Consider the following 20,933-nt stretch of genomic DNA (forward strand, 5'->3'; position numbering starts at 1 on the left):
TTCGAATTTGCTTTTTTAGCCTTTTTGTGACATATCATTTATCAATGGCTAACAAGGTCTATCATTCCTTATACGGAACGAGAGCGCTTTTTAATGGTAATTTCCGCCTTTTACCAGTTCGCTCTCCTTCTTATCATTGTGAAAAATATTTTCAGATTTTTTAATACGATACTCCTTTCTGAACTTTGAAATGTTATTTTCTATAAAACCTTCTTCTCTCGGTATGGCAATAGATCCCAGTACACTAAAGGGATTTGATATTCTGTATTCCTGTTCTCTGATATAACCGCTTTCCTTCTTCAACTGATATCCGTCCAAAATCGCTATGATAAATCCCACAACAAGAATAAGGGCAGTCCCGATCAAGGTTTTTTTAGGGAGAGGCAAACCTTTTATCATATATCCCAGATTGATTTTTCTGTGTAATAAAAAGGCAAGAACAACTGCGGGAATGAGCACTACAATCATGAAAGATTTTATCATTGAGTTAATATTGTTTATTGTATTAAATGCCTCATCTGCATCTATCTCCACCATTAAACCCATGTGCATATCTTTCAGCCAGCGCCATGCGCCAACGACCTTTATTCCTCCATAATCGCGATATCCTTCCAGGTTATAGCCGGAAGCCTTTCCCGTAACACAACTTTTCACTCCTTTTGTCATCATTTTTGTTTCCGGGTTCTCTACAATGTGACACGTTTTGCATGTATCATTCGTCTCATTTCCATGGTGACGGGAAAATCTTGATTGTGTAATCATAATTCCTTCTTTATTTATCAAATAGGCTTCACCTGTTTTCCCGAGTACAAAACTATTCATCGCCGTATCCAGCAGGGAAGTATTCATCCAAAGGAAAATCGCTCCAATGATATCGTGGCGATTTCCCTTGATTGGGTATGATATGAACAGCGAAGGTTCTTCAGTGTCTTCTTTTTTATTTACCGAGAAATGTGATACGCCAGAAATATATGACTTGCCGTCGTACAAAGTCTCCTGAACATCCCGAAAGGCGTCTTCCTTCATAATATTCGTTCCCTTAAGTGACTTTTCGTCTGCGGTCGTTATGTGTACAATACCTGCCGCATCACATATAAAAATCCCTTTATAACCATAATCTGCCTTCGTACACTCCAGTTGCGTGCTTAATCGTAAATATTCAAGTTCATTTCCGCCGCTTAAAATACCTACAAAATCTTCATCACCATAAATAAACATTGTGCTTTGAATAGCATCAGAAATTGAACGTGCATGCGATCTTCTTTCTTCCCAAAACCGTGAGAGAAGGTCATTTTGTTTGTACAATGCGTCTTCCAGATTTCTTTGAACATGTTGTTCCAGCTCTGTCTTCGCATTGGGAAATGCCAACATGCGAAACAACAAAAGCGGAAATAATCCAAAGAATACAAGGGTGATAGCTACGATAAATATACTTTCCTTAAATAATTTCTTCATGTTTTACCTCTTCCATGTTAAATTTACCGGCCTCTTCCGGTTTCATTAATTCATTAAGACACGACTTGATTTCATCCATACTAAAAGGTTTCCTAATTACCTTTTTTGCACCCTTACAAATGGCTTCCCTTGCAATATCTTCATACGTATATGCTGTAATAATCACTATTGAAGAAAAAAGCTGTTCCTTTCGAATGCGTTCTAACAGTTCAATTCCATCTATGCCTGGCATCTTCATGTCCAGTAATATCACTGCATAGTTTTTCTTTTTCATCTCTTCCAGTGCATCCATGCCGTTTGCTGCAACTGTTGTCTCAAACCCTAAATCCGTCAGGGAATTCGATAATACCTTTCTATACCCCTCTTCATCATCAACGATCAGAATTCTTTTCGATAGCATGTGTGTACTCTCTGTTTCCTGCACTAAAATGGTTAAACCTTTTCTCACTGTTCTTGTGATGCCAGATGTTTTCTTGCGATAGCATTCGTTGTTTTATGAATAGAGCAACCGATGTGCCTGTAAAAAAACAGAACAGTAAAACATTCATAAGTGCTTTCATTCAGAAGATATAAAATTTTTAAAAACGAAAACAGGCAATCTGTGAACAAAGAATATTGTAACCTTTTTGTTTCCTGTTAAATTTATGGCAATAGGCATAACTACATAAAATAACAAGGTATAGAAGCAAAAATGCAATAAAGTTACAGATGGAAACAATTTGGTTGCAGTTTCGTAAAGGTGAGCGGGGCGACAGGGCAAATACAGGCAACTTCTTAATAAGTTGAGGTTTTTATAACCACAGTCGGCAATCCTCAATCCTCAGTCTGCAATTTGCCGACTGTAGATTGCCGATTGCCAAAGAGGGAGTGGCAACATCAAAAAATTCTATTTAAACGCTTAGGCATGCTGTATAATATTGACTTCGTAACATTTTAGTTCTATGAAAGAAAACCACTCGTTCCCAGGTAGCGTCAAAGCATGCCTTGTCGCTAACTGGGAACGAGCATTTTTTGCTTTTTCAAAAATCTAAACTGTTACGGTTATTTTAATCGGGATTTTGGATTTTGTTTAATATTTCATAATTTCGTGTATGGATAAATATATATTTTTTGCAAATAAGAATTCCTTGCAAAAGCATGGATTTACTTTAATCGAACTTATTATCGTTATGGTAATTATGGGAATCATTGCCGGTATTTCAATTCCCCGCTATACAGGGTCTCTTGATACCATTAAATTCAGGAAGATTATGTCCGGCATTGTTTTTTCCCTGAGAGAAGCCAGGATTATTGCAATGTCCGGGGGGGCAAAAACGGAAGTAGTGCTTGACCTGTTGGACGGCTATCTATGGTGTGAAGGCATGGAAAAATTGGAAATCCCCTATGAAATACAAATGTTTTCTGATAATTTTGAGGATGCTGACGAACAAATAAGGGTCTTTACCTTTTATCCGAACGGCACTGCCCACGGCAGGAAATTGGGGTTTGCATATGGTGAAATGACTGCGGTTTTGCACATAGAACCCCTGGGCGGCCTTGCCACGTTTCGCTTAGGCGAAGACATGGAACAGACCGTAAAATATGAAAGAATCCCGGGAGAAATTACCGATAAAGAAATTGAACAAAAGATCAATGCATTGAAAGTTTCTGCTGTTTTAACAAGTAGAGGACCAAGGGGAAAGACCCCATTACACGCGGAGAACAGAAGCGATTCCTTTGACAACTACGAAGATGATTCCTATGATGTCGATGAAGAAGATGAAGATGAAGATGAAGATGTGGATGATTAATGGCATGCGCTAAACGGCCAATGTATTATATTAATACTTTGAAAAGACGAAAGGGGAACCACCGATCACACAGATTTTGAATTTGTTTTGAATTTTATGCTTTATCATTAGAATTTGTTTCGTATTTAGTATTTCGGATTTTACCATTAAATATTTTGTCAAAAAGAAGTATTGTTACAATTTTACAACCTTTACTACATGGAGTATGGTGAAATGAAAGAATTGAAAATGAGGTCGTATTTGTTGAGAAATGGTGGTTTTACGTTGTTGGAATTGCTCATAGTTATGATTATTATAGGCCTGCTTGCTGCATTGATAGGGCCTAAGATGATTGGCCGTGTGGGTGAATCACGGCAGACAGTGGCAAAACAACAGATTGAAGGATTCTCAACGGCCCTGGAAATGTTTAAACTCGATACTACCAGATATCCAACGCAGGAGGAGGGTATGGAGGCATTGGTTGCGGCGCCGCACGAAGTGGAAAACTGGAAAGGCCCCTACTTAAAAAAGAAGTTTATTCCTAAAGACCCGTGGGGAAATGACTACGTATATGTGTATCCGGGAGAGAATGGCGATTATGACATTATTTCGTATGGCGCTGACGGCGCAGAAGGCGGCGATGGTGAAAATGCAGACGTGGTAAGCTGGGAGTAGCATTCATAGGTGAGGGCGGCGAAGCAACATTATGAATGCAGGGTTCAAGCCGCAAATTTGGTAACACTTTAGTATTTTTAAACTGGAAATTGTAATTTGCAGTACGACGAACCTCGTCGTACTGCATGGATTTAGCGGGCTTAGATATCTCAGAGAGGAACAAGCCGCAATCTTTTATTCCAAATGCACTGTCCCTACACTACTACACGGCAAACAGCACTATTATTGAAATTTTTTAAAGAACTAATGTGTTACCAAATTTAAGCCCACAAAGGTGTTTTTGCAGGAGAGAATAATAAAGTATGGTGTTGGCAACGGACAATAATGTCGGAGAGGTACTTCTTGAAATAGGCAAGATAAACCGTCAGGACTTAGAGCGGGCATTTGAAGCGCAGAAGCAGACTGGGCAAAAGCTTGGCCGTATACTCATTGACCTTGGAACCGTCTCAGAAGAAGATCTGCGCCTCGCATACAGCAGGTGGCTGGAAATACCGGTTTGGGAAAAAAAGAAGACGGATACATATCCGATGCTGGAAAATGTGCCGAAGGTGTTTTTGACCACAAACCGGGTGCTTCCTTTAAGCCTCGATGAAAACGTACTAGATATCGCGCTTGCAGATCCGCAGGATACGCTACTGATTGAAGCAATTGCATTGTCCACCGGTAGAGAGGTAAGGGTCTTTGCCGGAACAGAAAGAGATATCAGTAGTTCTCTGGAAAAACTCTACGAAACCGGGGTGAGCGAAGAAGAGGAAGATGCTATGGCTTCATCTGTTGAGATGATGGAAGACATAGAACAATTGCGTGATATGGCCTCCGAAGCGCCCGTTATCCGCCTGGTAAACAGCATCCTGACAAAAGCAATTGAAGTAGGCGCCAGCGATATACATATTGAAGTTTTTGAGAGAAATACCCGGCTGCGTTACCGGGTGGACGGCGTCCTGGGTGAGCTTGCCCCCCCGCCCCGCGAGTTGTATAACTCAATTGTTTCACGTATCAAGATTATGGCAAAGTTAAATATTGCCGAAAAACGGCTGCCGCAGGACGGCAGGATAAGAATGAGGGTTGCAGGCAAGGAGATTGATTTACGTGTGTCCATTATCCCTATGAGTCATGGCGAAGGTATTGTAATGAGGATTCTGGACCGTACTGCCGTAATGCTGGATCTGGAAACGCTGGGATTTCAACCTGAATTTTTAAAGAAATTCCGGAGGCTGATCAGCAGGCCGGAAGGCATGTTTCTTGTGACAGGCCCAACAGGAAGCGGAAAGACAACCACACTGTATGCCGTTCTCAAGGAGATCGTTTCCCCTGAAGTGAAGATAATAACCGTAGAAGATCCGGTAGAATACAGTATGCAGGGCGTAAACCAGATACAGGTAAACCCCCAGATCGACCTGACGTTTGCGTCAGGGCTGCGTTCAATTTTACGCCATGATCCGGATGTTGTTCTGATCGGCGAGATCAGGGATCGCGAAACGGCGTCAATCGCTGTCCAGGCCTCTTTGACCGGACACCTCGTGTTTTCAACACTTCACACAAATGATTCGGCTTCTGCCTTTACCCGGTTGATGGATATGGGAGTAGAGGATTACCTGATTTCATCGTGCCTTATTGGCGTGCTTGCCCAAAGGCTTGTTCGCAGGCTATGCCCGAAATGCCGGGAGTTGTATATGCCGGGGCCGGAGATCCGCAAGACGGTTGGGCTAGAAGAAGGCGTCCCCCTGTATGGCCCAAAGGGGTGTGATGATTGTAATAATACGGGGTTGAAGGGAAGAAGGACAATTGCAGAGTTTCTTGTAGTGGATGAAGGCATTCGAAGACTCGTTTTAGCCCACAAAGACTCAAGTGAAATAATGAAAGAAGCCGTGAAAAAAGGGACAAAAACGTTATGGGATGACGGGCTGGATCTGGTTCGAAGGGGAGAGACCACCCTGGAGGAACTACTCAGGGTCTCTTCTGATACGGAAAACGGGTAGTCGGCAATTGGTAGTCGAATATCGAATAATTAACTGCTAATGGACGCAAATAGACGCGAATAAAAAAAACTCATATTAGCGTTTATTTGCGTCCATTAGCAGTTAATTCCCAGCGGGTTCACTCATTAGAAGGCTTTTGTCCTTGACAAAAGCCTTCTAATGAGTGAACCCGCGAATGTGTTTCATTTGTGGTTAATTAGCATTCTAAATTTCCTACATTGAGAACTTGCTTTGTCATAAATTCTTTTAAATATCTTCCGGTATAGGATTCTTTTGTTTCTGCTATTTCCTCCGGCGTTCCTGCCGCGACAATTTCACCTCCTTTTGCACCCCCTTCAGGCCCCAGATCGATAATGTAGTCCGCCGCTTTAATAACCTCATGATTATGTTCTATGACAAGCACGGAATTCCCCAAATCAACAAGCTGATGCAATATTTTCAGTAATTGTTGTATGTCTGCCATATGCAAACCGGTTGTCGGTTCATCAAGGATATAAAGGGTCTTTCCTGTTTCTCTCCTGGAAAGCTCCGTGGCAAGCTTGATTCTTTGAGCTTCCCCTCCGGAAAGGGACGTGCTTGACTGCCCCAGTTTTATATATCCCAGCCCGACGTCCTTGAGTGTGCGTAAAACCCTTTCTATCCTGGGAACAGCGGCAAAAAAAAAATGCGCATCTTCTATTCTCATTTCAAGCACCTCGGATATATTTTTCCCTTTATACATGGTTTCCAACGTTGCAGTGGTATACCGCTTTCCATTGCATTCATCACAAATAACATAGGTATCGGGCAGAAAATGCATTTCCATTTTTTTTGTGCCCTGTCCCTTGCATGCCTCACAGCGCCCACCGCTGATGTTGAAGCTGTATCTTGCCGCGGTATAACCGCGTATCTTTGCCGACTGTGTTTGCGCAAAGAGGGCGCGAATTGGGTCAAACACCTTTGTATACGTCGCCGGATTTGAACGTGGCGTGCGCCCTATGGGAGACTGGTCAATTTCAATAACCTTGTCAATATGCCTGATGCCGGTAATTTTTTCGTGTTTCCCGGGGAGGGTATGGCCGCCGTGCAGGGCTTTTGTAAGGGCGCGGTACAGGACGTCGTGAACAAGTGTGCTCTTGCCTGAACCTGATACGCCGGTGATGCAACAGAAAACCTTTAAAGGGATTTTTACCGAGATTGTCTTCAGGTTATTGGCACATGCACCTTTAATTTCCAGGGCGTGTTTCAGATTGTATTTTTTTCTTTTATGCGTAGTGATTGTTTCCGGTGAATGGCACAGATAACGGCCGGTTATGGAGTCAGGATTGCTGAGAATTTCCTTCAATGTCCCTTGCGCTACGATACGCCCCCCCTGCTCTCCCGCTTTTGGCCCAAGGTCGATGATGTAATCAGCATGACGAATTGTGTATTCGTCATGCTCGACAAGAATTACCGTGTTTCCGTTTTCTTTCAGGGCGTACAGGGTTTTCTGGAGTCGTTCGTTATCCCTCGGATGAAGGCCTATTGTGGGTTCATCCAGCACGTAGCACACACCAACAAGCCCCGTTCCTACCTGTTTTGCCAGTTGGGTTCTTTGCGCTTCTCCCCCGGAAAGGGTATCGCTGCTGCGTCCAAGGGCAAGATAGTGCAGCCCAACCTCCATCATGAACTGAAGCCTGCTTTGAATTTCTTTCAGCAGTTGTTTGGAAATAACGGCCTGTCGTCCTGAGAACGTCAGCGTTTTGAAAAATGCAAGCGCCTCCTCTACAGTGAATGTCATGATTTCATGGATAGAGGTGTTACTGATTTTTACTGCAAGCGCCTCCGGCCTTAATCGTGCGCCATTGCACAGTGAGCACGTTCTGTAGCTCATGTAACCGGAGAGACGCTTCAAAACACGTTCAGAGGTGGTTTTTTTGTAGATCCGGTGCAGATCAGGAATAACCCCCTCGAAATCCGCAGACCCGTAAAGCAATGCGTGAGAAACCTTTTCCGGCAGATTGGCGAAAGATGTAGCAGGTGAAATGGAATACATTTCTGTAAATGTTTTGATGTGATCATCATAAATTGTCTGTGTAAGAGAACCCCAATTGTTCCAGGCGTCAATTGCCCCCTCTTTAATGCTCAGATGCTTATCTTTAATAATTAATTCCGGATCAAAATCAAGGGTACTTCCGAGTCCGTCACATCCCTGGCATGCGCCATAGGGACTATTAAATGAAAACAGGCGCGGGGCCGGTTCTTCATATCCCTTGCCGCAATTGGAACAGGCGTACCGTTCGCTGAAGATCGTGTCTTTCCAACGTTTCTTCTTTTCTTCGCTTACAACCATCACTCCATTGCCAAGAGTGAGGCATGTTTCAATGGAATGGTGAAGCCGTGACTGGACGCCTTCTTTTATAATGAGTTTATCCACAATTGCGTAAATATCATGGGCTTTATAACGTGCCAGTTTCGGGATGACGTCAAGGTCAGTGACCGAGCCGTCAACCCGTGCGCTTACGAACCCCTTTTGTAAGAGCGATTGAAATATTTCCCGATGTTCACCTTTTTTCCCTATCACAAGCGGCGCAAGGAGCATAATCCTTGATTTCTGGGGGATTTCCATGATTTTCTGCTGTATTTGTTCAATACTTTGGCGGGCGATTACGCAGTTGCAGAGACAGCAATAAGGGGTGCCTGTTTTTGCGTAGAGCAGGCGCAGATAATCGTAGATTTCCGTTATTGTCGCCACGGTTGAACGCGGGCTTGAGGGACAAGTGCGCTGTTCAATGGCAATCGTTGGCGGCAACCCTTCAATAAGTTCGACGTCGGGTTTTTGAATCTGGTCAAGAAATTGACGGGCATACGAGGAAAGACTCTCGATGTAGCGCCGCTGCCCTTCCGCGTAAATCGTGTCAAAGGCAAGGGATGACTTTCCGGAACCGCTTATGCCGGTAATAACGGTAATGTGATCCCGCGGTATGTCCACATTTATACCTTTAAGGTTATGTTCTCTTGCCCCCCGGATGATAATGGAGTTGCCGTTTTCTTCTGTGGTCATTTTTCTTTCGTAAACTTCTTCCAGTCCTTTAATAACTCAAGCATCAGCATAACGCCTACTCCCGTTGCTCCTTTTTGCAGGTAGGCATTATTTTTCTCCACCCAGGAGGTTCCCGCGATATCAAGGTGTACCCATGGATATTTCTCAGTAAACTTGCTTAAAAAACAGGCGGCAGTTATCGTGCCGGCGCCGCCACTTCCCGTATTCTTAATATCTGCAATATCGCTTTTAATTAATTCCTGGTATTCTTCCCAGAGAGGGAGTTCCCATACCCTTTCCCATGATTTTTCTCCGGCGGTTTTTATCCTGTTTTTCAATTCTTCATTATTCCCCATCATTCCAGTTGCAATGCCGCCCAAAGCGACTACGCATGCTCCGGTAAGCGTTGCGAAATCAACTACGGCGCCGGGATGAAATTTTTCAGCGTAAGCAAGCGCATCGGCAAGGATCAGGCGTCCTTCGGCGTCGGTATTTGCCACCTCAGCAGTTTTGCCGGAATGAAATGTGACAATATCTCCCGGTTTAATTGCAGAGCCGCCCGGCATGTTTTCCGTACAGGGAATAAGCCCTACAATACGCTGGGTGACCTTAAGTTTGGCAAGGGCGCTGAAAACACCCAGTACGGCTGCCCCTCCCGACATATCGCTTTTCATCTGGTCCATGTTTTTTGCCGGTTTCAGACATATCCCCCCGGAATCAAAGGTGATGCCTTTCCCGACAATTACAATAGTGTCCTGATTTTTGCTTTGCGGATTATACTCCAGTATGATGAATTTCGGGGGCTGTGTGCTGCCCTGGGCAACACCCAATATGCCTCCCATCCTGAGTTTTTTAAGGTCAGGTGTTGATAATATCTTGCATGAGACGCCTTGCTCTTTTGCAATATTTTTTGCAATATTCGACAGTATAGTAGGATTTTTATCCTGTGAGGGAGTGTTCACCAGGTCTCTGGCGAATGAAACTGCATTTGCGATAACCTGTCCGCGTTTTATGCCTTCCTTCACCGGAGTCAGGATTTTCTTATCAGATACCAAAAGGGTAAGCGCCCTGACTTCCTTTTCTTCTTCCGGCTTTGTTTGTTTATACTTTTTAAATTGATACAGCCCTAATACAGCGCCTTCGGTAAAGGACTGGCACCATTCTTCCAGCCTTTCTGCAAGGATTTCCAGTGAATCCATTACGCTTGTCACCTTCTTAATACCCATATCACGCGCGGTTTTAACGGAAGTACCGGACGCCTGTCTGATTTTGTCAAAGGTAATATCTTCTTTTTTCCCTAAACCAACAAGCAGGATATACTGGGAGGGAAATTTGCCATAGGTAGGCAAGGCACGGAGATTGTTAAGCTTTGCGGTAAATTCCTTATTTTTTAATAATTCAGAGATGGCATGGTTGAATGAAACATCGAAGGGTTCTAGTGTCTCGTGTATCTTTTTGCTATCTTCGTACATATAAAAAACTAACATTTCCGCCGTTTCATCTGCCGCATGTCCTGTTTTCGCATTGATAATCACAAATAACACCTTTCTTTAAAAGCAGTTCAAGAGATATTTTTGCATTGAAAAATTATTTATTTTGTAACAATTTAGCTTTTTGAAAAGCCAATATATAAAAAACAATATAACCCCGTTAGGGGTGGTCTGTTTGTAGCTCAATAAAATTCAATAGAGTAAATAGCTCCACAGGAGCGGCCTGTGTATGATTCATAGATAAACAGGCCGCTCCTGACGGAGCTAGTACCTCTTCATCCTTATCTTGCTACAAACAGTTCGCTCCTATGGAGCTTATAGATAATACATTTTTCGAGAAACTAAATTGTTACTCTATTTTATTTTTTTGTACGAACAGGATGTGTTTTAGGCAATTTTTCCGCAATCTTCATTGCCTCCGGAGAACATTCCGGATGCCCCCAGCCACTTTGGCTTGTCCCGGCAATTATGTCATGTATGATATTATCGTCGCCGGAAGGGCTGACACCTTTGGGGACATAGTCCAGCATAAGGACATGCCGTACTTTCCATGCAATAATATGGTCAGCACAGGAACTATCTCCGCTCACTCCCAATGCACCAATCAGCACACCTTCACTATTGTAAAGCGCCAGTCCGCCTCCAAACACATTTATACCGCCAATCCTCCTGCCAGCCATAGGGTCGTTTTCCTTTCCATATTTCTGCGGCGCCCCGCTGTAGGCGGTTTCTGTATCAACCGGATTACTCAACTGCAGCCCGAACAAACTGCCGCCAGGCTGAACTGCAGAAAAAAGATTCGCAGTCGATAATGCAAATCCGGGCAAACTGAACGCATTTGCAGTGTTTGCCTTTTGTGCTGAAATAACCCTGCTTCCGGGCCACTGATCGCCTCTCTCATTTCCGGAGAAGACCACCACTCTCACAAAGCCGTCCCGATCTACAACGGTTGCCCACATATTGAAACCAAAGCCGCCGTTGTCTTCTTTTACCACCGCCGATAACGCATCTTTTAATGCCGAATGGGAAGGCAAACCACCGGCAGCATACAAAGAAGAATTCATACCATGAAAAGACACGGTAACAAAAAAGGCATAAAAAAGTATCTTACGAATGCTCATCATACTACCTCCCAATAATAAATTTTTAATAATTGAACCACACATGATTTCATATACTTCTTTGCCATTTTTCTCAGGCATAACTACGTCTAAGACGAAGCTTCTCGACAAATCCCGTTCCCAAGCTGGAGCTTTGTAACGGGAGGAAAAATATTGAAATTCCTATACGTTTATTATGGAACAAATGCGACCTACTGTACATTTAAGATACCCCCTTGTCAAGAATCGAACCGCAGCTTAAAATAATCCACTTTATTCGTCTCACCCACCTTACGGCAGATTGATTCCCTCACCGGCTTTGCTGAAACACGTGTTTTTCCATACATTGAATATCTGACGTTGTAAATCACAGAAAAATGGCGAAAAAAAGTTGTATTTCCCTGTGTGTTTTACTATCATTCTAACTCCTCAAAAAAGAACCTGTTGTGTCATTTTGCAGTGCAAACGCATTATAACCACTGTAAAATCAATGAGATATTCAAGGCGGGTTCAGGATTCACAGTATTTGTAACGCTTTAGTTTTTTAAAAGTTAAAACTTGTTTTTTATTGTATATAGCTGAAAGGAGAGTGTATTGTCATGTCCGCAAAATTAATTAAAGGTACAGAGATTGGTGAACAAATATTAGAGGAAATTACCGGTGAAGTAGCGGAAATAAAGAAGAAACACGGCGTTGTTCCAGGCCTGGTAACAATCCTTGTCGGAGAAAACCCGGCATCCATGTCGTATGTAACCTTAAAAATCAAAACCGCTCACCGGGTTGGTTTTAAAGAGGTGCAGGATTCACAACCGGCGGATATTTCAGAAAAGGACCTTCTCGCCCTTATTGAAAAGTACAACCACGACGATTCAATTCACGGCATCCTTGTACAGCTTCCACTCCCGAAACATATTGATGAAAAGAAGGTGCTTAATGCCATTGATCCGGACAAGGATGTTGATGGGTTTCATCCTGTAAATGTCGGACGTCTTATGATCGGAGGCAATGAGGTAAAATTCCCGCCCTGCACCCCCGCCGGCATTCAGGAATTGATTGTACGGTCTGGCGTTGAAACCCGCGGCGCTGAGGTGGTTGTGGTTGGGCGTTCTAACATTGTGGGAAAACCAATCGCGAATATGATGCTTCAGAAAGGGAAAGGGGCGGACGCTACGGTAACAATAGTCCATACACAAACAAGAAATATGGCGGAACACTGCAAACGCGCAGACGTCCTTATTGTTGCCGCAGGAGTTCCCGGACTGGTAAAACCTGAATGGATTAAACCTGGCGCGTGTGTAATTGATGTGGGGGTGAACAGGGTAGGCGAAAAACCCAGCAAGAACGACCCAAACAAGATGGTTGCTCTTTTAAAAGGAGATGTTGATTTTGAAGCGGCGAGTGAAATTGCAGGATTTATTACCCCTGTTCCCGGAGGAGTAGGCCCTATGACCATTACAATGCTTATGAGAAATACCCTCAGGTCTTTGAAGTTTAAACTGGGGATAAAATAGAAAATTACGCTTTCATCCGGAGGTTGGAGGTCCGCGAAAAACATGGATCTCTGACTTCTGACCTCTGACCTTACACTATCGAGTTACTCTTACTTTAACTTTTGCCTTACTATTTGAGTCGCTTGACACAAACCTTGCCGTTGCATTTCCTCTCTTTACGCCCTCAATCGTAAACACAGCCTGTCCATTATCATCTGTGATTGCATTTTCGGGAGATATGGAAATATTGTTTCCACCCTTTATGATTTCCCAGATTAGCAGCACACCATAGCGAGGGTCGCCACCATTACATGCAACTGTTATCGTAACCGGTGCGGAAGAAGTGCGGGCAATTTCCATAATCTGCTGATCCGCAGATACAGTCTCTCTCTTACACTGCGCTGATGTTTTGAATGACATTTCACTTCCGTATAACGTCCCAACGCTGTTTTTTGCTACCAGCCGGTAATAATACGTTGTACTGAAACTCAGGCTACTGACACTACTATTTATAGAAACATCCTCATATCCGCCAACCGTTAGTTCTTCTGTTGTATTATCATAAGAACCGCTCACCGTTCCATACTCAAACCATGCTATCGTTGACAGTCCGGCGGCATTAATTGTCCCGTGCAATGTAGCCGATTCAACGGTTATATATGACGCCTCGCCCGTAGTTACTTCCCCGCTTACCGAAAGTGAGCTGTCGAATCGTGATATGAATGCATTGCCCAACTCACTATTAAAACCGGCGCTATATGCTGCTTCTGTGACCGGGAAATCATTCGAATACGTTGAACCTGCAATATACACGCCTCCGGCAGCACCCAAAACCATCGCGAGGGATTTATCATCATCCGCCCCACCAAGATACGTTGAAGCAAGCAGACTGGTCAGATCGCTGTTGAATTTCGAAATAAACACATCCGCACCGCCGTTAAATGATTCGTCAAAAACGTTAGCAGTTGTAGGAAAGTCTTCTGATTTGGTAATGCCAGTTACATACACATTATCCTCAGCATCTGTTACTAATGCATACGCCTCTTCATAATCCGAGCCGCCAAGATAGGTTGAAGCAAGCAGACTGGTTAAATCATCATTAAACTTCGATACAAAGACGTCTCCCCCATAATAAGACGAATCATACGCGCCGGCAGTTGTGGGAAAATCCGCGGACTCTGTTGAACCTGTATAACCTGTTATATATACGTTTCCGCTTGAATCCAGCGCCAATGAATAAGCGCCGTCATAATCATATCCGCCAATATATGTTGAAGCAAGCAGACTGGTCAGATCGCTGTTGAATTTCGAGAGAAACGCATCCGCACTGCCGTTAAATGATTCGTCAAAAACGTCGTCAGTCACCGGAAAGTCTTCTGATTTGGTAATGCCCGTTACATACACATTATTACTTACATCAAGCGCCAGTGAATAGGCTCCGTCATACTCTGACCCGCCCAGATATGTCGAGGCAAGCAAACTGTTTAAACCATCATCGAATTTTGTGATAAAAACATCTCTGTATAAGCCCGAAGACGATGTATCGTAAGCGCCTTCGGTGGTGGGAAAGTTAGTAGAGGAGGTCATGCCCGCTACATATACATTGCCGTTTATATCAAGCGCCAGCGAGCGGGCTTCTTCACTATACGACCCGCCCAGATATGTTGACGCCAATAAACTGCCAAGATCGCCGCTCAACTTCGACACAAAGGCATCACCGCCGGAATACGAGGCGTCATACGCATCTCCCGTTACAGGAAAATCTTTTGAATAAGTAAAGCCCGTTATGTAAACGTTGTCGCCTGAACCAATCGCCAGTGCATGGGCATCTTCAGTATTAGAACCGCCAAGATATGTTGAAGCAAGAAGACTCGTCAGGTCATTGCTGAATTTTGAGATAAAAACATCTTTATTACCGCTGGAAGAGGTTGCATATGCATCATCTGTCACAGGAAAGTCATCTGACATTGTTACTCCAAGAACAAACACATTATCATTTGAGTCCACTCCCAAAGACCTGCACTCTTCGTCAGAATAACCTCCCAAAAAAGTAGATGAAATAATAGGGTCAATGACGAGTTCCTTTGACCTGTCAAAATTAGCCGTTCGGAAACCATAGATAAATTTATCACCAATAGCGGTTTCCGTTATATTGTTCGCAAATACAGGTTTAGCACCCTTACTATTTGCCGTTCTGCGCCATCCATACTTCTTATTTTCTACGATACGATGCCCACTGTTGTCTGATATCTTTTCACCCTCATGAAGATAATATGTAACAGGCACATCTACTTTTTTGCCGTTGATAATCTGATACGCAACAGGGCGCGAAAATGCCGCCATCCCGGTTTGTGTTTCAACCGCAAGCCCGCCATAAGCATTAATTTTTAATGTGCTTCTTTCTGCCGTTTCAAGGCAAACCCTTATTTCGTCGGGGTTTGCCCCTGGTTTTACATAAAACAGCTTTTCTACGGCATTTCCATACGCTTTTAATTTCAATTCTATCCCATCGTATACCTCTCCCAGACTTACCATCCTGTAGCTTGAAATTGCGGACATCCATTTCCCAGCGTCATCCCCCTTAAAATAATTGATCTTCGCTGCCACCTCTTCTTCCCCTCGTATTCCGGATAGGGCACTGCCCGCAAGTTTTTCCCGGAGAATGAAAAGCCCCCTCTTTTCACCGGCAATGCCTTTCTTGCCGGAACTTTTCTCAATTGTTTCGGAGAAATCAGGGGGAGTCGTCTTGTTTTTCGCCTTACGCGCGCTTAATGCCTGTTTTCTTTGATGCTCCGGCAATACATACACCATTTCTCCGTCTTTTGTGACAAACACTGTGCCGCAGAAGATGTGCGCATAAAATGCCACCCGTTCATCCTGCTGCCCCTTGTTGACAATGAAAGGCGTCTCCATTTTCACAATCTTTTCAACGGCTTTTTTGTCCTTTGTTTGCTGTCCGCTCCCACCAAACAATTCATCTTTGGAAACAGGCGTTTGTATATCAAATTTCTCAGCCGCTAAACATACCTGTTTAAAAGAAAACACCCATAGTGCAATGCATATCAAAAATGCCAACGCAACGTTCCTGTTCTTCATCTCAAAAATTCCCCTCCTCGGGTTCTTGCATAGTAGGGACATGGCATGCCATGTCCCTACTATGTTATCGTAAATTAGGAATTTCCTCTGCGGTATAAAATGTGGCTTTAAAAATGGAATTATCAATCACATCTTCTTTATTCGCATAAAAATAAGGACTTACATATTCCCATACCACTTCCTTGTCGGATGTTACCTGAAATATGCGGCCAAAACACCCTTCGGTGATAAGGGTATTCCCGTTTGATAATCTTTGCGCCCCCGATATTGTAGGGCTGAAAAAATTAATTGCCGGCACATCACGGTATCGCCACACAATCTCTTTTGTATCCCGGTTTAGTTCTATTACTCTGGAATAGGGGACGGGTTCAGACTTCCGTTGCTGTCCGTTATCGAATACAAGTATATTGCCATTCTTAAGGATGCGTGGGTCATGTTGCTGGGCAAAGACAGAGTGTCCGAGCTTCCAGACAAATTTCCCGGTATTCTTGTCAATAATTCCAACGGTAGAGATATTTCTAAAACTCACCATTACCTGGTTGTCATCTTCTAACGGGACAACGGCATTTGCGTGCGTCCATTCATCCCTGGGGCAATTTGATTGAATAACATCCGTATCAAAATCAAGGTGATCCTTCGCATGCCACTTCCATACCTGACTTCCATTCGCATCTACCTCTATAATAATATCCGCCCACATATCGCCTTTTTTGCTGGAACCTTCAGTCCCCCCTTGTACCTGGTCTCTTATCTCCTCTGACAGTTTTTCCACCGCCAGGTAAATGGCGCCTCCGGAAGAAGTACGCCTGCCGTCATGGTGATGGTAGGGATTGCGAAGCTCCCATACAATATTTCCTTTCCAGTCCACTTCCATCATAATGCCCCCTTTAAAACTGTTCCAGTTTGGCCACAGATCCCAGGCGCCGTCATCCTCAACCTGCCCGTTATAGAAAAGATTGCCATTCGGCAGTAAATAGCCATACACACCTGGGGCATAAGGCAAATTCCACTGATGCACCACCTTGCCGTCATTCGTATCAATAAGAAATACTTCGCCGCAGGTATTATTCATTGGAGTAAAAAGAATATATCCCATAGCCGCTTTTTCCCTGTCAACTGCAACAACACCTGTGCGGCTGACCCTGCGGTGGGTTTGCTGGTCTATCGCCAACTTATCCACCAGATCATCTGCGTGTATGCCTTTACCTTGCCAGCCGCTAATCAATGCGGTGAAACCTAAAATATACATCGCTGTTTTTATTATTTGTTTTGAGCTTTTCATACTCCGTTTTTCCTATAAAATGCCATTGAGTTTACAATACAATACTTGCGGCAGATACAACATATCAAAAATACGAACGCTTTATTTTGAAGGTTCAATTTGTAACAAAAACCTAATGTTTTCTATCGTTGCCCGGACTCCTTTCCCCCTAAGCTGGCATAGCCAGAACCTATCAAGCACGAAATGGGAATTTGTTTTGAATTTCGGATTTCACCATTAAGGGAAAATGGGATTTGGATGCTTTGGCTATTCTTTTACTATGCCAACACCCTATTTGCAAATAAAAAATGCCATAATACACCATAAATGGAACAATGATTATTGCAACAATCTTTAACACTTTAGTTTTTTGAAAAATTCCAATAATAGCGCTGTTTTCCGTACGATGCTGGTACAACGGACATCCCTCGTCTCTCGTGCTTCGTCTCTCGCTCTTACGTTTTTCAAAAAACGAAAGTGTTACAATCCCACTTGCCTTGTACTATATTGCCGATAACGGCAAGCAGGACCTTGCATCCGCTTTGTCAAATTGATACACTTCCCACGTTGGTGGAGAAAACATGTTTTTCACAGAGTTTTTCAGAAAATCACCTTATTGCCAATCGCTCAAATTTTTTAAAAGGCCGCGTTAAGCAGATGGAAGATAAAAAGAGGTTAAACATACTTATAACTTCAGGACCTACAAGGGGTTATATAGACGACGTCAGATATATAAGCAATAAATCTTCCGGCAGATTGGGGGCTGCAATAGCAACCGAAGCGCTTAAAAGGGAGGCTGACGTCACAATGGCGTATGGCACAGGAAGTATTATTCCTGATGTTACTTGCTTAGGAAAAGAAACGGGTAACCGGCTTACCCTCATTGAAATAGAAACGATACAGGATCTGTCAAAATTATTCCGGGAGGGTTTACAGGGGAAAGTCTTTGACGCCGTTGTCCACGCCATGGCGGTGCTGGATTATATCCCTGAACAACCGGTCGAAGGAAAAGTGTCTTCCCATAGCAATGAGATTACCATACGGTTTATAAAAACTCCGAAAATAATAAAGTTAATAAAAGAGCTTTGGCCCCGTTTGCTGCTCATCAGTTTTAAATTAGAAGCGGGGATTCCCCATGATGAACTCATGAAAAGGGCCTATGCCTCCTTGCTGAAAAATAAAGCGGATTTTGTGGTAGCAAATGACCAGCATGAGATTTTAGGGGATAAACATCCCGGTTATATCATTAATTCACATCAGGAACTGGTGGCAACGTGCAATACAAAACAAGATATAGCAGAAAGGCTCATAGACATAATATATAGTCAAACAAATCTGATTTTAGAAATGTAGGGGCGAAACATTTGCCTGTATATAAGATTCGGACGTAAAATGTTGCTGCACACGCGTTAACTCCACTCTAATTGAACTAGTCTACTGTACACAGTCAAATGCTTCTCCCCTACTCTGGTAATTCCCCGGTTGCTAAGGTGAGAAGGTGCAGGGTTGTCCTGGTTGCGGCCATGCACGCAGTGTAATTTTACCCTTTACGCCTCTCCTATTTGAAAACATGTATGCATGAAATATGAGGCGGAATAGACAAACCTGCAACAAATTAATGGATAATAAAATTCTTGTTTTATCATGATAAAGTGAGTATCATTTTTTCATTGGCCGATTTCATTACGTACTGCAGTATTTTTGCTGAAAAACAACCTTTTTTCTTGCTTGCCGCATAACAGCTCCGCCGAATGGAGTCTGCAAGTGTTGCAGCTTAACGTTAATACATTAAACAGTACATTATTTCACCTGAAAACTTAGTAAAATAGAGTAGGAGACTTTATAATGAAAAAGATTGTATTTGTATTTGCTTTATCGCTAACATTATCTTCCGTAATAATCGCAGAAAATACTTTTGCCTATCAAATGAAATCGGTGGAAGAACCCTCTCGTGACTATACACATAGTAATTATTCACAGGAACATTCGCATGAAGCGCAAAACGAGGGCGGCTATTTTCTTGCCGGAAAAATTGCAGAAACAATGAACAGTGGCGGCTATACGTATCTCTGCATTGATGACTACGGGAAAAAAACATGGGTAGCCATACCGGAAACAACCGTATCCGTGGGGCAGGAAGTTGTTTTGCAACCAGGTTTTGAAATGACCGGCTTTGAAAGCAAGACCTTGAACAGAACATTTGACAAAATCATTTTTTCCAACGGTCTGGCGGATTCAGGGCAAGAAGCTCCTTCATACACTACCAAAGGCAGCAAGGGCATCAGCGTTACAACAAATGAAAATATCTCTGTGGAAAAAGCTACAGGGGCGGACGCTTATACCGTAGAGGAACTTTATGAAAACAGCAAGAAGCTTAACAATAAAAAGGTCATTGTGAAGGGTAAAGTAATTAAAGTTTCTGTTGGCATTATGGGTAAGAACTGGCTGCATCTTCAGGACGGAAGCGGAAGCCAGGATAAGAATAATACAGACCTCGTAGTCACCACAAAAGATCAACCTTCTGTCGGTGATATTGTTACGGTAAGCGGCACTCTCTATAAGGATAAGGATTTTGGCAGCGGTTATAAATATAATGTAATCGTGGAAGAAGCCACAGTGAAGAAATAACGGAGGAAGCCACGTTTGTTAAGGATGGATTTCAGTGGTTTGTAATGGCACAAACTTTCTTTCGTAATGTATTCACTGCCTAACAGGCAAAATGTTCTTTATTATCTTTTCAGGCTGTCCGGGAATTCAGTTTTTCGCAATTTTCTTCTATAATAAGTCATCATATATTAACAGCTGGATTTTTGCGGGATTCTCTATTCACGGACAGCCTGTTTTCTTTTAAACAGGCGAAAACTATGTCCATAGCTGCTCCTGTAAATAAAGCAATCAACCATTCGCCTGAAAATACTTTTTCCCCGGCAGATTTCGAAGATGAGCACAGATAAAAAACATCAAGTGGATTCAGATTGCAAATCTGAACCCGGCCTGTAGTATTCGGACGCTCAGGGCAGTTTTCTCCCTGCAGCTACCGCTAATATCCTCCTCCCTATCCACGAAGACGAAGTTGCCATAAATAAAAACCCGCCGCCATCCCCAACACATTGTGCAGTGATATAAATATACCGTGCAACATATATATATATATCATTGATTTTACAATGATTAAGATGTGTTTACCCTAAGCTGGCATAGCCAGAACCAAACAAACAGGAAATAAAAAATACGAAATACGAAACAAAACGTAACTATTCAGCGTAATCCATTAAACTACCGAAGCACAACTCGTTCTCAAACCTTGTACTGAACATAGTGAAGTATCTGATTGGGTACGTAATGGCAAAGGTATCAGTTTGTCATTGCAGGGGGGTCTCAGCTTGTCATTGCGAGGGGTCTTTTCCGAAGCAATCAGTATACTACGAGATATTTCGTGACGTAAGAAACGTCATATCGCGGGAGAAGCAAATTAAGGGTGGCTCAAGGGCTAAAAAAATAGAATTAATTAATGGGATGAATGCAGGATGGAAGGATCTCTATGACGGTTTATGAGATTGCTTCGGAAAAGACCCTCGCAATGACAAGCTGAGACCCTCGCAATGACAAGCGGGTAC

15 protein-coding genes are annotated in these 20,933 nt (G+C 43.1%); 7 read left to right on the forward strand and 8 right to left on the reverse strand.

What is annotated here, in order from left to right; genetic code table 11:
- Window positions 1–90 precede the first annotated feature (90 nt).
- Window positions 91–1,455, reverse strand: a complete 1,365-nt coding sequence (locus tag QZT26_RS05810; RefSeq protein ID WP_295101176.1) for a cache domain-containing protein — start codon at window positions 1,453–1,455, stop codon at window positions 91–93.
- The gene (locus QZT26_RS05815) at window positions 1,439–1,855 is read right to left on the reverse strand and encodes a response regulator (RefSeq protein WP_099326310.1); all 417 of its coding nucleotides are present in this window, start codon (window positions 1,853–1,855) and stop codon (window positions 1,439–1,441) included. Before QZT26_RS05815 ends, QZT26_RS05810 begins: the two co-directional genes overlap by 17 nt.
- Window positions 1,856–2,546: 691 nt before the next feature.
- Here QZT26_RS05815 and QZT26_RS05820 point away from each other — a divergent pair.
- The 3 genes from QZT26_RS05820 (at window position 2,547) to gspE (ending at window position 5,878) form a co-directional block, all read left to right on the forward strand.
- Window positions 2,547–3,245 carry a prepilin-type N-terminal cleavage/methylation domain-containing protein gene (locus QZT26_RS05820; protein WP_295101178.1) on the forward strand — a complete coding sequence of 233 codons (699 nt, stop codon included), beginning with the start codon at window positions 2,547–2,549 and terminating at the stop codon, window positions 3,243–3,245.
- 213 nt (window positions 3,246–3,458) lie between these two features.
- Window positions 3,459–3,899 (forward strand): type II secretion system major pseudopilin GspG, encoded by a 441-nt coding sequence (gene gspG, locus QZT26_RS05825; protein ID WP_099326308.1) that lies wholly within the window; start codon window positions 3,459–3,461, stop codon window positions 3,897–3,899.
- Window positions 3,900–4,201: 302 nt separating this feature from the next.
- Entirely contained in the window at window positions 4,202–5,878 is a 1,677-nt protein-coding gene (gene gspE / locus QZT26_RS05830) for a type II secretion system ATPase GspE (protein ID WP_295101179.1), read from the forward strand.
- A gap of 196 nt (window positions 5,879–6,074) precedes the next feature.
- On the opposite strand, the gene uvrA is transcribed toward gspE, so the two are convergent.
- The 4 genes from uvrA to QZT26_RS05850 form a co-directional block, all read right to left on the reverse strand.
- Entirely contained in the window at window positions 6,075–8,900 is a 2,826-nt protein-coding gene (uvrA, locus tag QZT26_RS05835) for an excinuclease ABC subunit UvrA (protein WP_295101181.1), read from the reverse strand.
- Window positions 8,897–10,414, reverse strand: coding sequence for a leucyl aminopeptidase (locus QZT26_RS05840; RefSeq protein WP_295101183.1), 1,518 nt, complete (start codon window positions 10,412–10,414; stop codon window positions 8,897–8,899). Before QZT26_RS05840 ends, uvrA begins: the two co-directional genes overlap by 4 nt.
- Before the next feature lie 314 nt (window positions 10,415–10,728).
- Complete coding sequence (locus QZT26_RS05845) at window positions 10,729–11,571, reverse strand: heme-binding protein (RefSeq protein ID WP_295101185.1); 843 nt, start codon at window positions 11,569–11,571, stop codon at window positions 10,729–10,731.
- A 189-nt stretch (window positions 11,572–11,760) separates the two neighbouring features.
- On the reverse strand, window positions 11,761–11,889 hold the full coding sequence (locus QZT26_RS05850; protein WP_295101187.1) for a hypothetical protein: 129 nt from the start codon (window positions 11,887–11,889) through the stop codon (window positions 11,761–11,763).
- A 179-nt stretch (window positions 11,890–12,068) separates the two neighbouring features.
- Between QZT26_RS05850 and folD the strand changes: the two genes are divergently transcribed.
- Window positions 12,069–12,980, forward strand: a complete 912-nt coding sequence (gene folD / locus QZT26_RS05855; protein WP_099326304.1) for a bifunctional methylenetetrahydrofolate dehydrogenase/methenyltetrahydrofolate cyclohydrolase FolD — start codon at window positions 12,069–12,071, stop codon at window positions 12,978–12,980.
- A gap of 75 nt (window positions 12,981–13,055) precedes the next feature.
- Here folD and QZT26_RS05860 read toward each other — a convergent pair whose 3' ends face one another.
- Window positions 13,056–16,055, reverse strand: a complete 3,000-nt coding sequence (locus tag QZT26_RS05860; protein ID WP_172953491.1) for an SBBP repeat-containing protein — start codon at window positions 16,053–16,055, stop codon at window positions 13,056–13,058.
- A 64-nt stretch (window positions 16,056–16,119) separates the two neighbouring features.
- Window positions 16,120–17,337, reverse strand: a complete 1,218-nt coding sequence (locus tag QZT26_RS05865) for an aryl-sulfate sulfotransferase (RefSeq protein ID WP_197705236.1) — start codon at window positions 17,335–17,337, stop codon at window positions 16,120–16,122.
- 636 nt (window positions 17,338–17,973) lie between these two features.
- Here QZT26_RS05865 and QZT26_RS05870 point away from each other — a divergent pair.
- The 3 genes from QZT26_RS05870 (at window position 17,974) to QZT26_RS05880 (ending at window position 20,871) form a co-directional block, all read left to right on the forward strand.
- Window positions 17,974–18,669: a phosphopantothenoylcysteine decarboxylase gene (locus tag QZT26_RS05870; protein WP_164995328.1), complete on the forward strand. Its 696-nt coding sequence runs from the start codon at window positions 17,974–17,976 to the stop codon at window positions 18,667–18,669.
- Window positions 18,670–19,161: 492 nt separating this feature from the next.
- Window positions 19,162–19,944, forward strand: coding sequence for a DNA-binding protein (locus QZT26_RS05875; protein WP_099326300.1), 783 nt, complete (start codon window positions 19,162–19,164; stop codon window positions 19,942–19,944).
- Window positions 19,945–20,658: 714 nt separating this feature from the next.
- On the forward strand, window positions 20,659–20,871 hold the full coding sequence (locus QZT26_RS05880; RefSeq protein WP_295101191.1) for a hypothetical protein: 213 nt from the start codon (window positions 20,659–20,661) through the stop codon (window positions 20,869–20,871).
- The last annotated feature ends 62 nt before the right edge of the window (window positions 20,872–20,933 follow it).

It is taken from the genome of uncultured Candidatus Kuenenia sp., from assembly GCF_900696675.1.
Lineage (GTDB): Bacteria > Planctomycetota > Brocadiia > Brocadiales > Brocadiaceae > Kuenenia > Kuenenia stuttgartiensis_A.

Coding starts and splice junctions, on each gene's coding strand:
- QZT26_RS05810 (WP_295101176.1), bottom strand. CDS start 1,455: ATGAAGAAATTATTTAAGGAAAGTATATTTATCGTAGCTATCACCCTT.
- QZT26_RS05815 (WP_099326310.1), bottom strand. CDS start 1,855: ATGCTATCGAAAAGAATTCTGATCGTTGATGATGAAGAGGGGTATAGA.
- QZT26_RS05820 (WP_295101178.1), top strand. CDS start 2,547: ATGGATAAATATATATTTTTTGCAAATAAGAATTCCTTGCAAAAGCAT.
- gspG (WP_099326308.1), top strand. CDS start 3,459: ATGAAAGAATTGAAAATGAGGTCGTATTTGTTGAGAAATGGTGGTTTT.
- gspE (WP_295101179.1), top strand. CDS start 4,202: ATGGTGTTGGCAACGGACAATAATGTCGGAGAGGTACTTCTTGAAATA.
- uvrA (WP_295101181.1), bottom strand. CDS start 8,900: ATGACCACAGAAGAAAACGGCAACTCCATTATCATCCGGGGGGCAAGA.
- QZT26_RS05845 (WP_295101185.1), bottom strand. CDS start 11,571: ATGCCTGAGAAAAATGGCAAAGAAGTATATGAAATCATGTGTGGTTCA.
- QZT26_RS05850 (WP_295101187.1), bottom strand. CDS start 11,889: ATGATAGTAAAACACACAGGGAAATACAACTTTTTTTCGCCATTTTTC.
- folD (WP_099326304.1), top strand. CDS start 12,069: ATGTCCGCAAAATTAATTAAAGGTACAGAGATTGGTGAACAAATATTA.
- QZT26_RS05860 (WP_172953491.1), bottom strand. CDS start 16,055: ATGAAGAACAGGAACGTTGCGTTGGCATTTTTGATATGCATTGCACTA.
- QZT26_RS05865 (WP_197705236.1), bottom strand. CDS start 17,337: ATGAAAAGCTCAAAACAAATAATAAAAACAGCGATGTATATTTTAGGT.
- QZT26_RS05870 (WP_164995328.1), top strand. CDS start 17,974: ATGGAAGATAAAAAGAGGTTAAACATACTTATAACTTCAGGACCTACA.
- QZT26_RS05875 (WP_099326300.1), top strand. CDS start 19,162: ATGAAAAAGATTGTATTTGTATTTGCTTTATCGCTAACATTATCTTCC.
- QZT26_RS05880 (WP_295101191.1), top strand. CDS start 20,659: ATGGCAAAGGTATCAGTTTGTCATTGCAGGGGGGTCTCAGCTTGTCAT.